At 68.2% G+C, this 16,003-nt stretch carries 14 protein-coding genes; 6 read left to right on the top strand and 8 right to left on the bottom strand.

Going from position 1 to position 16,003, the window contains the following annotated elements:
- Positions 1-273: 273 nt before the first annotated feature.
- Both OU994_RS31665 and OU994_RS31660 read right to left on the bottom strand, forming a co-directional pair.
- On the bottom strand, positions 274-1,461 hold the full coding sequence (locus OU994_RS31665) for a DNA internalization-related competence protein ComEC/Rec2 (protein WP_307731707.1): 1,188 nt from the start codon (positions 1,459-1,461) through the stop codon (positions 274-276).
- Positions 1,419-2,702 (bottom strand): ComEC/Rec2 family competence protein, encoded by a 1,284-nt coding sequence (locus OU994_RS31660; RefSeq protein ID WP_307731706.1) that lies wholly within the window; start codon positions 2,700-2,702, stop codon positions 1,419-1,421. Before OU994_RS31660 ends, OU994_RS31665 begins: the two co-directional genes overlap by 43 nt.
- A gap of 287 nt (positions 2,703-2,989) precedes the next feature.
- Between OU994_RS31660 and OU994_RS16320 the strand changes: the two genes are divergently transcribed.
- The 3 genes from OU994_RS16320 (at position 2,990) to OU994_RS16310 (ending at position 6,445) form a co-directional block, all read left to right on the top strand.
- Complete coding sequence (locus tag OU994_RS16320; RefSeq protein WP_281606706.1) at positions 2,990-4,321, top strand: dienelactone hydrolase; 1,332 nt, start codon at positions 2,990-2,992, stop codon at positions 4,319-4,321.
- A 61-nt stretch (positions 4,322-4,382) separates the two neighbouring features.
- Positions 4,383-5,405, top strand: coding sequence for a DUF1176 domain-containing protein (locus OU994_RS16315; RefSeq protein WP_281606705.1), 1,023 nt, complete (start codon positions 4,383-4,385; stop codon positions 5,403-5,405).
- Positions 5,406-5,452: 47 nt separating this feature from the next.
- Positions 5,453-6,445: a hypothetical protein gene (locus OU994_RS16310; RefSeq protein ID WP_281606704.1), complete on the top strand. Its 993-nt coding sequence runs from the start codon at positions 5,453-5,455 to the stop codon at positions 6,443-6,445.
- Between the two features lie 46 nt (positions 6,446-6,491).
- On the opposite strand, the gene OU994_RS16305 is transcribed toward OU994_RS16310, so the two are convergent.
- The 5 genes from OU994_RS16305 to OU994_RS16285 all read right to left on the bottom strand — a co-directional run bounded on the left by OU994_RS16305 (position 6,492) and on the right by OU994_RS16285 (position 11,637).
- A complete protein-coding gene (locus OU994_RS16305) occupies positions 6,492-7,412 on the bottom strand; it encodes a hypothetical protein (RefSeq protein ID WP_281606703.1) in 921 nt (306 codons plus the stop codon).
- Between the two features lie 24 nt (positions 7,413-7,436).
- Positions 7,437-8,249, bottom strand: coding sequence for a TatD family hydrolase (locus OU994_RS16300; protein ID WP_281606702.1), 813 nt, complete (start codon positions 8,247-8,249; stop codon positions 7,437-7,439).
- A gap of 3 nt (positions 8,250-8,252) precedes the next feature.
- Entirely contained in the window at positions 8,253-8,954 is a 702-nt protein-coding gene (lolD, locus tag OU994_RS16295) for a lipoprotein-releasing ABC transporter ATP-binding protein LolD (protein WP_131145973.1), read from the bottom strand.
- The gene (locus OU994_RS16290) at positions 8,947-10,215 is read right to left on the bottom strand and encodes a lipoprotein-releasing ABC transporter permease subunit (protein ID WP_131145974.1); all 1,269 of its coding nucleotides are present in this window, start codon (positions 10,213-10,215) and stop codon (positions 8,947-8,949) included. Before OU994_RS16290 ends, lolD begins: the two co-directional genes overlap by 8 nt.
- Before the next feature lie 159 nt (positions 10,216-10,374).
- Entirely contained in the window at positions 10,375-11,637 is a 1,263-nt protein-coding gene (locus OU994_RS16285; RefSeq protein WP_281606701.1) for a lipoprotein-releasing ABC transporter permease subunit, read from the bottom strand.
- A gap of 158 nt (positions 11,638-11,795) precedes the next feature.
- On the opposite strand from OU994_RS16285, the gene OU994_RS16280 reads away from it, so the two are divergent.
- Both OU994_RS16280 and recJ read left to right on the top strand, forming a co-directional pair.
- Positions 11,796-12,821: a hypothetical protein gene (locus tag OU994_RS16280; protein ID WP_281606700.1), complete on the top strand. Its 1,026-nt coding sequence runs from the start codon at positions 11,796-11,798 to the stop codon at positions 12,819-12,821.
- 169 nt (positions 12,822-12,990) lie between these two features.
- Positions 12,991-14,685, top strand: a complete 1,695-nt coding sequence (recJ, locus tag OU994_RS16275; protein ID WP_281606699.1) for a single-stranded-DNA-specific exonuclease RecJ — start codon at positions 12,991-12,993, stop codon at positions 14,683-14,685.
- A 206-nt stretch (positions 14,686-14,891) separates the two neighbouring features.
- On the opposite strand, the gene OU994_RS16270 is transcribed toward recJ, so the two are convergent.
- Positions 14,892-15,356, bottom strand: a complete 465-nt coding sequence (locus OU994_RS16270; RefSeq protein ID WP_281606698.1) for a nuclear transport factor 2 family protein — start codon at positions 15,354-15,356, stop codon at positions 14,892-14,894.
- A 144-nt stretch (positions 15,357-15,500) separates the two neighbouring features.
- On the opposite strand from OU994_RS16270, the gene OU994_RS16265 reads away from it, so the two are divergent.
- Positions 15,501-15,962, top strand: a complete 462-nt coding sequence (locus tag OU994_RS16265) for an antitoxin Xre/MbcA/ParS toxin-binding domain-containing protein (RefSeq protein ID WP_281606697.1) — start codon at positions 15,501-15,503, stop codon at positions 15,960-15,962.
- Positions 15,963-16,003: the final 41 nt, after the last annotated feature.

The raw sequence follows: 16,003 nt of genomic DNA, 5'->3' as shown, positions 1-16,003 counted from the left end.
ATCCGACGTTCCGGCTGTTCTCGCATTTCGGCCCCTCTCGCATCGATGGCCTTGCAACCGTGAACCTGGACCGATGGTAGGAACCTTCCGAGCGGAGCGTCAATCCACTAAACGCTCAAGGACATGACTAATGTGATGGCGATCATCCGCCTGATCGGCGGGACCGGTTGCGGGCTGGGCGCCACCGTTCCGTGCAGCCCGCGTGAGTGGATGGGCCGCGCGCCTGATCGGCGGCGGCCGCTTCGCGCAGGGCGGTGATCGGGAAGCGTTGCGTCAATCGTGCCAGTAGCGCGGGCGCGACACCCGGTAGCTGTCAACCCGTAGCGGCGTGGCGAGGTCGATGTGGATGGCGCCCGCGACGTCGGTGCGCAGGGTCTCCACCGCGCGCCGTTCATAGCGCTCCACGACTTCCCGCTTTGGATGGCGGTAGCGGTTCCGGTGGCCGACCTGGAACACGGCCAGCGCCGGCCGCACCGCATCCAGGAACACTTCGGTGGACGACGTGCCGCTGCCGTGGTGCGGCACCAGCAGCACGTCCGCACGTAACGCGGGCGCCGCGCGCGCCACCAGTTCCGCCTCCTGGCGCGCTTCGATGTCGCCGGCCAGCAGCACGGCCTTGCCGCCGGCGGTGATCCGCAGCGTGCAGCTGCGGCCATTGTTCTTGAGCGATGCATCGGCATAGCTGGCGGCGGTCGGATGCAGCATCTCGAAGCGCACGCCCTCCCATTCCCAGCGCTGGCCGGCGACGCAATGCCGGTGCTTCGGGGCTGCCAGCACGACGGGATGCTCCAGCGGCAGCGACGACAGCGTCCAGCCAGCGCGGATGTCCCGCAGCACGGCCAGCGCGCCGCCGGCATGGTCGGCATCGCCATGGCTGACGACGAGCCCGTCGAGCCGGGCGATGCCGCGCGCCCGCAGGTAGGGCACGAGCACCCGGCTGCCGGCATTCGCGTCCGTACCGTACGTCGGCCCCGCGTCGTACAGCAGGCGGTGCCCGGCCGTCTCGACCAGCACGGCCATGCCCTGCCCCACGTCGAACGCGACGATGCGCGCCGTGCCGGGCGCCGGCGCATCCGGCTGCGCGGCCAGCAGCGGCAGCCAGGTGAAGGCGCCGAGCCAGCGCGTGGGCCAGCCGCGCGGCGCCAGCAGCCACAGTGTCCCGGCCAGCGCAAAGGCGAACAGCCACCAGGGCGGCACCGGCGCATGCCACACGGCGAGCGGCGCGGCGCCCAGCCATTGCAGCGCCACGGCCAGCCAGCGCATCAATTCGTGCGCCAGCACCAGCAGCGGTGTCGCCAGCGGTTCGGGCAGCAGGCCGCCGGCCAGCGCCAGCGGCGTGACCAGCAGGCTGACGACCGGGATCGCGATCGCGTTCGCGACGGGACTGATTACGGAGACCTGGGCGAACAGCAGCATCGTCAGCGGCACCAGCCCGAGGGTGACGGCATATTGCGTCCGCACCGCGCCGCCCAGCGCATGGACGATTCGCTGGCTCGAGTGAGCGGCGTGGCGCGGCGGGCGTCCGGATCGAGCGCGTCCGGATTGCCGGGGTTTTTCCACACCGCCGTGCGGCCGACCGAGGCATACAGGATGACGCCCACGGCGCCGAACGACAGCCAGAAGCCCGGCCACATCACGGCCCATGGATCGCGCAGCACCACCAGCCCGGCCGCCAGCGCCAGCACGTGCGACACGCAGGCGATGCGGTCCGTCCACACGGCCAGCGCGACCACGCACAGCATGTACAGCGTGCGTTGCGCGGGCACGCCGAAGCCGGCCAACAGTACGTACAGCAGCGCCGCCAGCATGCCGGCCAGCGCGCCCACTTTCTGCGCCGGCAGCAGCAGCGGCAGTTGCGCGCGGCGCATGAAGAACGAACGGCGCCACAGCGCCGCCATGGTCCAGGCGACGAGGCCGGCGATCATCGTGATGTGCAAGCCCGAGATCGACACCAGGTGGCCGACGCCGGTCCGGGTAAACAGCTGCCAGTCGTCCTGGTCGATGCCGCGCTGGTCGCCGACTACCAGGGCCACGATCACGGGTGCATATTCCCGGCCTTCCAGCGCGTGCCCGATCTTCTCGCGCAGGCCGTGGCGCAGCCGTTCGATCGCGTTGCGGACCGTCGGGACAAAGTCGCTCAGCCGCTCGTGCCGGCCCGCCGGGCGCACGTAACCGGTGGCGCGGATGCCCTGTTCGAGCAGCCAGAGTTCATAGTCGAAGCCATGCGGGTTGGCGTTGCCGAGCGGCCGCTGCAGCCGCACGGTCAGGCGCCAGCGTTCGCCCGGCCGCAATTCGGGCACGTCCCGCACTTCGCCCCGGAAGCCGGCATACCAGGACAGCGCGATGCGCGGCGGTACCTTGACGCCTTCGGCGCGTTCGACGGCGAGGAAGAACCGCGTGAACTGGCCGGTGCGGTTCGGCAGGTTGTCGATGGTGCCCGTCACGACTATGTCGCGGCCCTCGTCGGCCTTCGCCAGTTGCGGCGCCAGTGCGTGGCTGGCCAGTACCGCCGCCCAATAAAACCCGAGCGCCGCACCGCAGGCGACGCCGGCCGCTAGTCGTAGCCGGCCGCGCGCCAGCCAGGCGGACAAGCCGGCAAGCATCAGCAGCGCCAGGAGGATGTGCAGGGCGTGGGGGGGCAAGGCGGCCTGGGTTTGCAGGAATGCCGCACCGCCGACAAAGCCGAGAATCGCGCTGCGCATGCCGCCTCCGGGGTTGGTTGGCTAGACGGGCACGCGTGGCGCCGGATCGCTGCGGCTTTTGTGGTGCGCAGCCGAGGCGTTACGATAGGCGCGTCCACGCTCCCGCCGCCTTGAGTTGCATCAAGGCCGCAGACATCAGCGCCCGGCCGCAGGCACAGGGCCACGCAGGCCGGGGGCCCTCCCGCATATCCGTAAACAACATATCGAAGGCTTATAAAATTCATTGACGCCGGCACGCCGCCGCGTGACACTCATCCATGGTATCGGTACCAACTACATGGAGAAGAATGAAGATGGTCGGCAAGGTGGCTGTGGTGGTGATGATGATGGCGGCGGCATGCGTGGCACCGCCTGGCGCGCTGGCAAAGAAACCGGCATCGGCGCCGGCCGTGGAGTACTACGGCGATGCGCGGCCGGACGCACCGGAGCTGGCGGCGCGCGGCAGCCTGCCGGTGGGCGTGCGCACGGTGGTCATCGAGAACAAGGACCAGCTGGACATCCTGAACGCCAGCGCGGGCCGGCCGGACCCGCGCTACAGCCGCAAGCTCACGCTGGAAGTCTGGTACCCGGCCCGCCTGGCGCCGGGCCAGCGGGAACACGTGATATACACCGACGTGCTGGGATCGGGGCCCGGCAACCCGGCACGCCCCAATACGCCGTTCGAGTTCGCCGGCCGTGCCGCGCGTGACGCGGCACCGCTGCCTGCCGCGCCCCCTGCCCGCCATCCGCTGGTGATCGTGTCGCACGGCTACCCCGGCTCGCGCGTGCAAATGAGCTACCTGACGGAGAACCTGGCGTCGAAAGGCTATGTGGTGGTGGCCATCGACCACGCCGAATCCACGCGCGCGGACAAGGCGGGCTTCCCCAGCACGCTGCTGAACCGCCCGCTGGACGACCTGTTCGTGCTGCGATCGGTGGCGAAGTGGGCGGAAGCCGGCAGCGGTCATTTCCTGGCGGGCCTGGTCGACACGGACAGCACGGCGCTGGTCGGCTATTCGATGGGTGGCTACGGCGTGCTCAACGTCGTTGGCGCGGGGCTCAGCGCGGACGCGGTGGCCTTCGTGCCCGGCGGGCCGCTGGCCGTGCACCAGCGCGGCAACCCTGATTATGAAGCACGGCGCGACCCGCGCATCAAGGCGGTGGTCGCCTTCGCACCGTGGGGCGGCGCCGGCAAGATCTGGGACGACGCGGGGCTGGCGGGGGTACGCACCCCGACGTTGTTCATCGGTGGCGACCAGGACGATATTTCAGGTTACCAGGACGGCGTGCTGCGCCTGTTCCAGGGCCTCGTGCATGCCGACCGGTACCTGCTCACCTACCGTGGCGCACGGCACAACACGGCACCGAATCCGCCGCCGCCGGCCGCCGCGGCCGCCGGGCTGGAAGAGTTCATGGCCTATGCCGAGCCGGCATGGGACAGCCGGCGCATCAACAACATCAACCAGCATTTCGTGACCGCGTTCCTCGGCGTCACGCTGAAGGGGTTGCCGCTGCAACCTTACCTGGAGCTGCCGCCCTTGCCAGCCGGCGGCACGGCTGGCCCGGACACCGCAGCCTGGAAGGGTTTCGCGAAGCGGTCGGCCGTGGGGCTGGAGTGGCGGCACCTGCCGGCGCAGTAGGGGGCCAGCGATGTGGCGTCACTGGCAAGACGCGGCGGTCAAGTTTTGCTATCGTTGCGGCATGAAAATCGCCATCACCGCCGCGCTGCTGGGCGCCTGTGCGCTGCCCGCCCTGGCGGATATCCCGGAGGGTCTCCATTTTGCCCATCATGACTGGGAAATCGCTTGCGACAACACCCATACTTGCCGCGCCGTCGGCTACTACCAGTCCGAGGAGCCGGGGACGCCGGCTGCTTCCGTGCTGCTGGAACGCGCGGCGGGCCCCGGCCGGCCCGTGACGGCAACGCTGATGCTGTCCTCCTTCGATGGAGAGTACTGGGTGCCGAAGGCGGGCACCGTGGCGATGCGCGTCGACGGGCACGCGCTGGGCCACGTAACACTCGGTGGCGAGGATATGCAGGGCACGCTGAGCGCCGCGCAGGCACGGGCGCTGGTGAAGGCCGTTGCCGGCAGGGGCGTGGTGCAATGGCGTGACGGCGGGTACGTATGGACGCTGTCCAGCCACGGCGCGGCCGCCGTGCTGCTCAGGATGGATGCGTTGCAGGGGCGCCTGGGCACCCCCGGGGCATTGCTGCGCAAGGGCTCCCGTGCGGAGGACAGTGTATTGCCGGCGCTGCCGCCGCCCGAAGTGCGGCGGGCAGAGACCGGCAGGGACGCGGTCGACCTGCCGCCGGCAACGCGCGCAGCGCTGATGCGCGAGCTGCGCGGCACGCTGGAAGAAGGCAGCTGCGAAGCCCTCGGGCCGGACGAGCTGTCGGCCGTGCCCCTCAGTGCCGGCCGGCTGCTGGTCTATGGCCGATGCTGGGCCGGCGCGGCGGGAACCGGGACCGCCTACTGGGTCGCCGGCCGCGCCGCCCCTTTCAAGCCGGTGCTGGTGACGACCGACGGCAGCGATCATGCGCCCGGCATGATCCATGCGACCCACATCATGAGCGGGTGCTGGGAAAGCACGGAATGGGTATGGGATGGCCGCCGCTTCGCGCTGACCCGCCGGGCCACGTCGGGCAGGTGCGGGACGGCGGGATTCGGCACCCCATGGAACCTGCCCACGTTCGTGGCGAAGGTCGTGCCTCGCCCGCGCTGACAGCGCCGTTACAATAGCGCCCTCGCGCATCGACAAGGAATCAGCGAATGTTGTCAAAGCATGTGGTGTCAAGGCACGTGGTCGGCGCGGCTGCGGTCGTGGCGTTCGCCCTGCCACCGCACGTGGGCGCGGAGGAGATCGGTGGCGGGCGCCTCGTCTGGCTATTGCTCACGCATGCCATCAAGGAGCAGTTCATCCCGCGCCCTGAGCCGGCCATACCCGCCGCGCACGCCCGCATGCCGATGGAGAAGGATGCCACCGGCTGCCAGTTGCTGCGCTGGGACCGCACGATGTCCAGCGCGCCGTCGATGGGCATCTACCACCCCGGCAGATATTGCCTGGACCAGGATTACGAGGTCGACTGCGCGGCGGCTACGCCGGATTGCACCGGCACGATGATCGAGATCCACGCAAGCAATGTCGACCTGGACATGCGTGGCCATACGCTGCGCATGGCCGGTACACGGCGCTACCGCGGCGTGTGGGGCACGGGCCAGTACATCCGCGTCCATGACGGCCGCATCGAAGGCGCTGGCACGGGCATCACGCTTTCTCACAGGACCACCGACCCGGCGAAAGCCTATCCGGGCACGCAACCGGACGCGGGAGACGTCCTGACCCTCACCGGCTTCGCGGTGGAACGCATGGAATTCAGCGGCGTGTACGGCGCGATCGAGCTCTCCGGCAAGGACAACGCGGTCCGCGATAACCGGATCGACATGATCTGCGACGGCGCGCCTGGCGGCCGCCCGCCCGTCGCGCTGCTCAGCTATGGCCCGTCGGCACGCATCGAGCGCAATACCATCGTGCTGCGCGACCTGGCGCCCGGGTCGACCGGGCACGCGATGTACCTCCGCGCGGGCCACCACGCAGTGATCAGCGAAAATACGGTAACCGTGGAGGGCGCGCGCGCGGGCACGATCGGCATCGGGCTGAGCGACAGCCAGAGCGTTGTGCTGCAACAGAACCGGATCGGCACCGCGAACGTCACGGTGCTCGAGAACACGAGCAGCCTGGCACCCGCCAGCTTCGCCCGCTAGCCGCTCCCCACCGCCAGGTCGACGATGCCGTGACGGTACGAATCTCTCAAGGCTGTTTCCGGCCAGCGGGCGTCGCCCGCCCATCCTCGAGCTTCCACCGCCGCGACAGGTAATCGAGCGTGACCACCCGGTCGCCCAGCGGCCGGAGGCCCAGCACGCCGGCCAGCTTGACGGGCGAACGGAAGCCCTGGTCCACGCAATAGGAAACCCGGGTCTCTTCCAGCGCGACACCGGCCACCGTGAGCCGGTGCGCGGCCGACGTTTCAAAGCACTGCACCTGATTGCCCCAGCTTTCCAGCCCGAACTGGCGCACATTGCCGCCGGCAGCCAGCGGCGCACCGCCCGTCAGTTCGGCCCATTCGCCGGCATCCGTGGCGGCCAGGCCGAAGCGGGCGGCCCCGGTATCGAGCAGCGCATACGATGGCCGGGCGCCCTGCAATCCCAGTTCGACCAGCGTATGGCCGCCCGTCTGCCCCCAGCGCGCATAGAAGAGCGGATGCGCGGCGGGGTCGCCGGCCAGCAGCGGTTCATTCGTGTACGCGAAACGCGCCTTGCCCAGGTCGAGCGTGAGGGTGCCATGTTCGAAGAAGGCATTGCCGACAGTGGCCACCGCACGGATCGCGCACACCTGCGGATTCACGTACCGGAGGTTCTGTGCATCGGCCTGGATCTCTTTGCGGATGCCGGCCAGTTCGATCGTGACGGTCTTCCGCGGCAGTTGCTGGCCCGGCGCCGCCTGCCCTGCCCACATCCATTCGCCGTTGGCGCCCGTGTCGAGCTGCACCAGGCATGGCGCGCCGTCGATGGTCACGGGCAGGAACAGGGCCAGCCGCTCCGGCGGCCCGCCGGCGAAACTGTCGACATGCCACGTGAAGGGCTGCCAGCGCGGTTGCGCCGCGGCCGGCATGGCGATGGCACAGCACAGCAGCGCCGCCTGCGCCGCAACGGCCATCCTTGATCGCTTCATGGTGCGTGGCTCATACCGAGTGGCTCATGGGCCACGCATGCCCGTGAGGGCGCCCAGCCGCGGCATCACGGCATGGGCATTCGCGGTCGTGGCGTCCCGCAGTTCGTCGAGGCCGATGCCGCGCAGTTGCGCCAGCACTTCGGCAATCCCGGGGACCTGGTCGGGCGTGTTCACGCCCGGATGAACCCAGTGCGGCGCGATGTCCGGCGCATCCGTTTCCATCACGATCGCCGACAGCGGCAACTGCTCGGCCAGCCGGCGGATCTGCAGGGCGCGTGTAAACGTCAGGTTGCCGCCGAAGCCCAGCTTGAAGCCGATGTCGATGTAGCCCTGCGCCTGCTGGAAGCTGCCGTTGAACGCGTGGGCAATGCCGCCGGCAGGCGGGATCTGCCGCACGTGCTTGAGCACCTGGTCCTGCGACTTGCGCACGTGGGTCAGCACGGGCAAGCCGAATTCGCGGGCGATCTTCAGCTGTTCGCGGAAGAACAGGACCTGCTTGTCGCGCATCTCCGGCGTGCACAGTTGCGGCAGGAAGAAGTCCAGGCCCACTTCGCCGATGGCGACGAAGTTCGGATCGCCGAGCGCGTCGCGCACCGTGTCGCGCATGGCGGCCAGGTCGTCCTCCGTGGCGGCCGGCACGCAGATCGGGTGGATGCCGATCGCATACGACGCATTGCCGGCGGCGGCACCCAGGGCCCGCACGGCTTCCCAGTTGGCGCGGTCGATCGCCGGGATGACGATCATGCCGACACCCTTGTCGAGCGCGCGCGCCGCCACGCCGAGCGAATCGCCGCCGAACTCGCGCGCATCCAGGTGGCAGTGCGTGTCGATCCACATGGCTTACTCCGGGCGCAGGCCTTCGTCCGTCAGCCGCAGCACGCGGTCGCAGCGGCGCGCCAGTTCGGGATCGTGCGTGACGATGACGAACGCCGTGCCCAGCGTGCGCGAGAGCTCCAGCATCAGGTCGAAGATCGCCTCGGCCGTCGTGTGGTCCAGGTTGCCGGTCGGTTCGTCGGCCAGCACGCAGGCCGGCTGCGTGACCAGGGCGCGGGCCAGCGCCACGCGCTGCCGCTCGCCGCCGGACAATTCACCCGGCACGTGGGTGACGCGCTTGGCCAGGTTCACGCGCGCCAGCATGGCCTGCGCCGCTTCCTCGGCCTGGGCGCGTTTCATGCGGCGGATCATCAGCGGCATCGCCACGTTGTCCAGTGCCGAGAATTCCGGCAGCAGGTGGTGGAACTGGTAGACGAAACCCAGCGCCTGGTTGCGCAGGTCGCCCCGCGCCGCTTCCGACAGCGTGGCGAAGTCCTTGCCCTGCAAGACCACGTTGCCGGTGCTCGGCGTGTCCAGGCCGCCCAGCAGGTGCAGCAGGGTCGACTTGCCGGAGCCGGAGGCGCCGATGATGGCCACCCGTTCGCCGCGGTGCACCGCGAAGTCGATGCCTTTCAGTACCTGCACGGCATAGCTGCCCTGGGTGAAGGTCTTGCCCAGGTTGCGGCAGGACAGGACCGGCTCGCCCGCCGGATGATTCACGTTATTCATAGCGCAAGGCCTCCGCCGGTTTCACGCGCGATGCCCAGCGGCTCGGGTAGACGGTGGCCAGGAAGGCCAGCACGACGGAGATCACGCCGATCTTCGTCACGTCCGGCCAGCGCATGTCGGATGGCACCGTGGTGATGTAATAGATATCCTTCGACAAGAACTGCACTCCCAGGAGGTTTTCGATAAAGGGTACGATCACGTCGATATTCTGCGCAACCAGCACGCCGCCGCCCACGCCGATGGCGGTGCCCAGCAGGCCCACCAGCGCGCCCTGGATGACGAAGATCTGCATGATCGAGCGGGGCGAGGCGCCCAGCGTGCGCAGGATGGCGATGTCCGGCTGCTTGTCGGTCACCGTCATCACCAGCGTGGATACGAGGTTGAACGCGGCCACCGCGACGATCAGCGTGAGGATGATGAACATCATGCGCTTTTCCGTCTGCACGGCGGCGAACCAGTTGGCGTTGAGCTTCGACCAGTCGCGCACTTCCAGGTTCGCCGGCATGATCTTCTTCAGTTCATCGGCCACCTGCGGCGCGCGGTGCATGTCTGCCAGGCGCAGGCGCAGGCCGGCCGGCGCCGCCATGCGCAGCATGCGCTGGGCATCTTCGAGGTGGATGAAGGCCATGCCGGCATCGAATTCCTGGTGCTGGGCGGCGAAGATGCCGACCACCGTGAACGAGCGCATGCGCGGCACCAGGCCGGCCGGCGTGACGGTGCCCTGCGGTAGCACCATCGTCACCTTCTCGCCGATGCCGGCGTTCAGCGAGCGGGCCAGGTCGATGCCCAGCACGATATTGAACTGGCCGGGGCGCAGTGCCGCGAAGCTGCCCATCCTGATGTGTTTTTCCACGTCGGAAACGGCCGCTTCCTGCTCCGGCAGCACGCCGCGCACCATGGCCGGGCGCAGCGCCTCGCCGCCATGCATCAGGCCCGCCTGGGTTTCCGAGAACGGTGCCGCGCCCTTGACTTCGGGATGGCGCTGCGCGTTGGCGGCCTGCTGGCGCCAGTCCGGCATGCCGCCATCCTTGTCGAACACTTCCACGTGGGCCAGCACCGACAGCATGCGGTTCGTCACATCCTTCTGGAAGCCGTTCATCACGGACAGGATGATGATCAGCGCGCCGACGCCGAGGGCGATGCCGGCCGTCGAGATCAGCGAGATGAACGAGATGAAGCGGTTGCGCCCGCCCCGCTTGCCCGCGCGGGTGTAGCGCAGGCCGACCTGCCATTCATAGGGAAGATTTTTCAGGAAGCTCATCGCTCACCACTTAACGAGGGAGCCGAAGTGTGCCACAGATGGCGGCAACCGCGCGGCAAGTGCATCACATCAAGCACATGCGTGACGTCATTCCGGAGCGGCACATCATTGCAGGGCTTCCTGTCGTTCCAGGGCTGTACATCACTGCAGAGCTTCATATCACTCATAGCGCAGCGCCTCGGCGGGTTTCACGCGGGCCGCCCACCAGCTGGGATACAGCGTGGCGACGAAGGCCAGGCCGACGGCCGTGCCGCCGATCGCGGCCACGTCGCCCCAGCGCAGGTCGGACGGCACGGCGCTGATGAAATAGATATCCTTCGACAGGAATTTCAGGCCCAGCAGGGTCTCGATGGCGGGCACGATCGTGCCCACGTTCATGGCGATGAGCACGCCGCCGGCCACGCCCAGCGCCGTGCCCACCACGCCCACCAGCGCGCCCTGCACCATGAACACCTTCATGATCGAACGGGGCGAGGCGCCCAGGGTGCGCAGGATGGCGATGTCGGCCTGCTTGTCGGTGACCGTCATCACCAGCGTCGCCACCAGGTTGAACGCGGCCACGGCGATGATCAGCGTGAGGATGATGAACATCATGCGCTTCTGGGTCTGCACGGCGGCGAACCAGTTGGCGTTCAGCTTCGACCAGTCGCGCACCAGCAGGTCGCCCGGCATCGACTGCTTCAGCTGGAAGGCCACCTCGGGCGCCTGGTCCATGTCCTCGATCTTCAGGCGCAGGCCGTAGGGGCCGGCCAGGTTCAGCAGCTGCTGGCCATCGGCCAGGTGCACGTAGGCCAGCGAGGAGTCGAATTCATTGTGGCCCGCCTCGAAAATGCCGGCCACGGTAAACGTGCGCATGGCCGGCGTGCCGCCCGACAGGCCGCCTTCGGACAGCGCCATCGCCACCTTGCCGCCCACCTTCACGTCCAGCGCCCGGGCCAGCTCAATGCCGAGCACGATGGCCTGTTCGCCCGCCTTCAGGCCGGCCAGGGAGCCCTGCTTCACCTGGCGGGGAATGTCCGATACCTTGCCCTCTTCTTCCGGCAGGATGCCGCGCACGATGGCCGGGCGCAGCACGTCGCCGCCGTGGGCCAGCAGTGCCTGCAGTTCCACGAACGGCGCCGCGCCCGTCACTTCCGGGTTGGCGAACGCGCTGCGCGCCGTGGCGTGCCAGTCCGTCATCGGGCCGCCCATCTGGTAGATCTCGATATGCCCCAGCACCGACAGCATGCGCGCCGTGACTTCCTTCTGGAAGCCGTTGTAGACCGACAGGACGATGATCAGCGCCGCCACGCCCAGGCCGATCCCCGCCATCGAGATCGCGGAAATGAAGGAAATGAAGGTATTGCGGCCGCTGCGGCGCCCGGCGCGCGTGTAGCGCAGCCCGACCTGCCATTCGAACGGCATCTTGTGCGTGAAACTCATGGAGTGGAACCCGGCGAAGAACGCATGGAGAAGATGACTCCTGTGCAAAGTGCGCAGTTTGCCATATAAACAGCATTGCCGGAGATACAGCTGAGCAGCGCAGCCAGGCAGGCGCTGGCGGCCGGGGCGCCGCGGCCGCCGATCTTTTATAATGGCGCATGGCTTCCACGACCCTCGTTCTACCTTTCGGCCTGCCGCCGGCCGAAATGGCGCCGGATCTCGTCCGCGCGCTGCAGGCCCCGGCCCTGGCGACGCTCCTGTCCCGCAACTCTACGCACACGGCGCACGCGTTCGATGCCGACACGCGGCTGCTGCCGCATGAAGCTTGGCTGGCGCATGCGCTCGGGCTGGCCGGCGATCCCGCCGCGCAGCCGGCCGCACCGTTCGCGCCGGCCGTGATGCGGGGCCTCGGCCTGGCCCCGGATGCCGGCCACTGGTTCCTGTTCCACCCGGTGCACCTGGTGATCGGCACGCACCTGATGATGCCGGACCTGCGCGGCCTGCGCATCGGCGCCGAGGAATCTCGCGCGCTGTTCGACGCCGCGCTGCCGCTGTTCGAGGAACTGGGCAAGACGCTGGTGTACGGCGACGCGCGGACCTGGTTCCTGCGCGCCGACGACTGGGCCGGCCTCGCCACGGCTTCGCCGGATGCCGCCACCGGCGACAACCTGCACCCGTGGCTGCCGTCCGGCGCCGCCGCGCGCGATTTCCGCCGGCTGCTCAACGAGGTGCAGATGCTGTGGCACGCCCATCCGGTGAACGCGGCCCGCGCGCAGCCCGTCAACTCGTTCTGGCTGTGGGCCGGCGCCCCCGCTGCGCAGCCCGGGGTCGGCACGCCACTGGCGACCGCCGCGGCCCCCGCCTGGCTCAATGCGCTGGCCACGCCGGAACTGCGCGATGCCACGTGTGTCCAATGGCTGGCCACGAAGGGCAACGATCGCCTGGCCGTGCTGGGCCACCTGGCCGGCGCCGGGCTGGCCGAGGACTGGCCGGCCTGGCTGGAATCGATGAAACAGCTGGAAGACCAGTGGTTCGCACCGCTGCTGGGCGCGCTGCGTTCCGGCCAGACGAGCGGCGTGCGCCTGATCCTGGCGAACCGGCTGGGCTGGACCGACACGGCCACCACGAAACTGGCGCTGAACAAGTTCTGGCGTACCGAGAACTTTAAAAACCTGCTTGCCTGAGCCATTTGCATGCCTGAGCCATTTGCTTTACCGAGCCATTTGCTTTGTTGAGCCATTTGCTTTGTTGAGCCATTTGCTTTGTTGAGCCATTTGCTTTGTTGAGCCATTTGCTTTGTTGAGCCATTTGCTTTGTTGAACAATTAACGAGCCGCACCATAAAGTTGACTCCATGACCCGTATCACGCACCGCCCCTGCCCGTTCCGCGAATCGGAAATGCTGCGCCAGGGAGGCATCCACCCCGTGCTGGCGCGCCTGTTCGCTTCGCGCGGGCTGACCGATCCGAAAGACCTGTCGTCCGACCTGTCGGCACTGATCCTGCCGTCCGGGCTGCTGCACATCGATGCCGCCGCCGTGTTCCTGGCCGATGCGATCGCCGCCAGCAAGCGCATGGTCATCGTGGCCGACTACGATTGCGACGGCGCCACCGCCTGCGCCGTCGCGCTGCGCGGCCTGCGCGCGATGGGCGCGAATGTCGACTTCATCGTGCCGAACCGCTTCGAGTACGGCTACGGCCTCACGCCCGAGATCGTGGCGCTGACGGCGCGCGAGAAAGCGCCGGACATCATCCTCACCGTCGACAACGGCATCGCCAGCATCGAAGGCGTGGAAGAAGCGAAGCGGCGCGGCATCGAGGTGGTCGTCACCGACCACCACCTGCCTGGCGACCGGTTGCCCGACGCGCGCGTGATCGTCAACCCGAACCAGCCGGCCTGCGGCTTCCCGTCGAAGAACCTGGCCGGCGTGGGCGTGGTGTTCTACGTGCTGCTGGCCCTGCGCGCGGAACTGCGCCGCCGCGGCGTATTCGATGCGCAAACCCAGCCGAAGCTCGATTCGCTGCTCGACCTGGTGGCGCTGGGCACCGTGGCGGACGTGGTGAAACTGGACACCAACAACCGCATCCTCGTGGCGCAGGGCCTGAAGCGGATGCGCGCCGGGCGCATGCATGCCGGCGTGGCAGCGCTGTTCCGCGTGGCCGGGCGGCAGGCGCGCTGCGCCACGCCATTCGACCTGGGCTTCGCGCTGGGGCCGCGGCTGAACGCGGCGGGCCGCCTGGAAGACATGTCGCTGGGGATCGAATGCCTGGTCACGGACGATGAAGGACGCGCCTGGGCGCTGGCCCAGCAGCTCAACGAGATCAACCTGAAGCGCCGCGAGATCGAGGCCGAGATGCAGGATGCGGCGCTGCTGCACCTGGACGATTTCCAGCCGTCGCGCAGTTCCACGATCTGCGTGTTCGACGATGCCTGGCACCAGGGCGTGATCGGCATCGTTGCCTCGCGCCTGAAGGAAAAGTTCTACCGGCCGACGATCACGTTCGCGCCGGCCGGCGATGGCTGGATCAAGGGTTCCGGCCGCTCGATCGCCGGCTTCCACCTGCGCGACGCGCTCGACCTGGTGTCGAAGCGGGCGCCCAGCCTGATCGACAAGTTCGGCGGCCATGCGATGGCGGCCGGCCTGTCGATCCGCGCCGATGCCTTCGAGGCATTCTCGCAGGCCTTCGAGGCGGTCGGCCAGGCCTGGCTGACGGAACAGCAGCTGGAGCGGGTCATCGAAACGGACGGCCCGCTGGAAGATGCCTATTTCACCACGCAGTTCATCGAACTGATGGATGGCATCGTGTGGGGCCAGGGTTTCGCGCCGCCCGTGTTCTGCGATGAATTCCGCGTCGTCAGCCAGCGCATCCTGAAGGACAAGCACCTGAAACTATTGCTGGAGCGCAATGGCGCGCGCTATGACGCGATCTGGTTCGGCCGCACGGATGCGCTGGGAGAACGGGCCCGCGTGGCATTCCGGCTCGATGCCAACGAGTACAACGGCACCACCCGCGTGCAGTTGCTGGTGGAGCACGCCGAACCGGCGTAAGAGCCAGGCTTCGGCCCATACATTCACCCCAACAGCAAAGGGCCGGGGTCAGACCGCGGGGTGAAGCAGGGGTTTCGCGAGGCATGCTTCGCGCCTGCGGAACGATGCTGGCATGCATGCCAGCATTCCTCCCTGACCCCGGAATTTGCACTTCGGGTGGGCTTAATCAAGCGACTTTGACGTAAAAGCCAAGCTTGCCGCCGCACCTACTGCCGGGCCGACGCCGCCGGGTTGCAGACCGGCTCGCCCTTGTCGAACACCACCTTCCACTGCCCGGGCGCCTCCTGGCGCCACACGGAATTGAAGCGCGCGATCAACCGGCCTTCGGCGTCGTGCACCGGGCCGCTCGAGTAGGCGAGCAGGCCCGACTCCAGCACATCCACGCGGTCCGGGGCCCATGAGAACGGCGCTTTCTGCCCATTGAAATACTGTTTCCAGAACCCGGCCACTTCGGCCTTGCCCCGCTGCGCCGCGGCCGGACCGTAGAATACGGCGTCGTCGGCCAGGAAGCGCTGGAAGGCGGCGAAATCGCGCCGCGCCATCGAATCGGCGAAGGCCCGCTCGGCGGCGGTGACTTGCGCCGCCAGCGCGGCATTGTCGGCGGCGGGACCGCTTGCACAGCCGGACAGGGCCGATGCGGCGAGCAGGATGGTGGCGGCTGGACGTTTCATGGCACCCTTTCTGGTCAAAACTGCATGGTAGTACCGAAGGCGGGCCTTCGAAAGCCCGGCGTGGCGCCTGCCGGCGCGGGCACCGGTGCGGCGCTTGCAACCAGTCCGGAAATGGAGTATAAATCCTCCAGATAAGGAGGTATTATGCAATCTTCCCCTGCCCAGCCAGCCGCTTTCCCCTACGTCTACCCCAAGTCGCGTTACGAACCGGCGCCACCGGTCGACCTGAACTCGCGCGAAGCCCGCGAGCGCCTGTCCCAGTCGGCCCTGAAGGGTTTCTTCAAACTGTGCGAAGCCTGGAAGCTGCGCGAGGACGACGCCCGCGAACTGCTGGGCGGCCCCTCGAAGAGCGCCTTCTACGAATGGAAGCGCAGCCCCGATCGCCTGCTCGAAGTCGACCGCATCACCCGCATCTCCTATCTTCTCGGCATCTACAAATCCCTGCATATCCTCTATGGCGACAAGCTCGCCGACGAATGGGTCAGTCTCCCCAACCGCAACATCATCTTCAAGGGCAGCAGCCCGCTGGCCTACATGCTGGCAGGCGGCATGCCGGCCATGCAGACCGTGCGCAAGCTGGTCGATGCCCGCCGGGGAGGCCTGTAATTGCCGCCGCCCATCCCGTCCACCCCGCCGAACCCGCCGAC

The sequence above is a fragment of the Pseudoduganella sp. SL102 genome, from assembly GCF_027856995.1.
Taxonomy (GTDB): Bacteria; Pseudomonadota; Gammaproteobacteria; order Burkholderiales; family Burkholderiaceae_D; genus Rugamonas; species Rugamonas albidiflava.
Note: the sequence above shows the minus strand (reverse complement) of the source record. Positions and strands in the feature narration are given on the sequence as shown.

Excerpts from the sequence above, each read along its gene's own strand:
- OU994_RS31660 (WP_307731706.1), bottom strand. The coding sequence starts at position 2,702 with ATGCGCAGCGCGATTCTCGGCTTTGTCGGCGGTGCGGCATTCCTGCAA.
- OU994_RS16320 (WP_281606706.1), top strand. The coding sequence starts at position 2,990 with ATGAAGATGGTCGGCAAGGTGGCTGTGGTGGTGATGATGATGGCGGCG.
- OU994_RS16315 (WP_281606705.1), top strand. The coding sequence starts at position 4,383 with ATGAAAATCGCCATCACCGCCGCGCTGCTGGGCGCCTGTGCGCTGCCC.
- OU994_RS16310 (WP_281606704.1), top strand. The coding sequence starts at position 5,453 with ATGTTGTCAAAGCATGTGGTGTCAAGGCACGTGGTCGGCGCGGCTGCG.
- OU994_RS16305 (WP_281606703.1), bottom strand. The coding sequence starts at position 7,412 with ATGAAGCGATCAAGGATGGCCGTTGCGGCGCAGGCGGCGCTGCTGTGC.
- OU994_RS16300 (WP_281606702.1), bottom strand. The coding sequence starts at position 8,249 with ATGTGGATCGACACGCACTGCCACCTGGATGCGCGCGAGTTCGGCGGC.
- lolD (WP_131145973.1), bottom strand. The coding sequence starts at position 8,954 with ATGAATAACGTGAATCATCCGGCGGGCGAGCCGGTCCTGTCCTGCCGC.
- OU994_RS16290 (WP_131145974.1), bottom strand. The coding sequence starts at position 10,215 with ATGAGCTTCCTGAAAAATCTTCCCTATGAATGGCAGGTCGGCCTGCGC.
- OU994_RS16285 (WP_281606701.1), bottom strand. The coding sequence starts at position 11,637 with ATGAGTTTCACGCACAAGATGCCGTTCGAATGGCAGGTCGGGCTGCGC.
- OU994_RS16280 (WP_281606700.1), top strand. The coding sequence starts at position 11,796 with ATGGCTTCCACGACCCTCGTTCTACCTTTCGGCCTGCCGCCGGCCGAA.
- recJ (WP_281606699.1), top strand. The coding sequence starts at position 12,991 with ATGACCCGTATCACGCACCGCCCCTGCCCGTTCCGCGAATCGGAAATG.
- OU994_RS16270 (WP_281606698.1), bottom strand. The coding sequence starts at position 15,356 with ATGAAACGTCCAGCCGCCACCATCCTGCTCGCCGCATCGGCCCTGTCC.
- OU994_RS16265 (WP_281606697.1), top strand. The coding sequence starts at position 15,501 with ATGCAATCTTCCCCTGCCCAGCCAGCCGCTTTCCCCTACGTCTACCCC.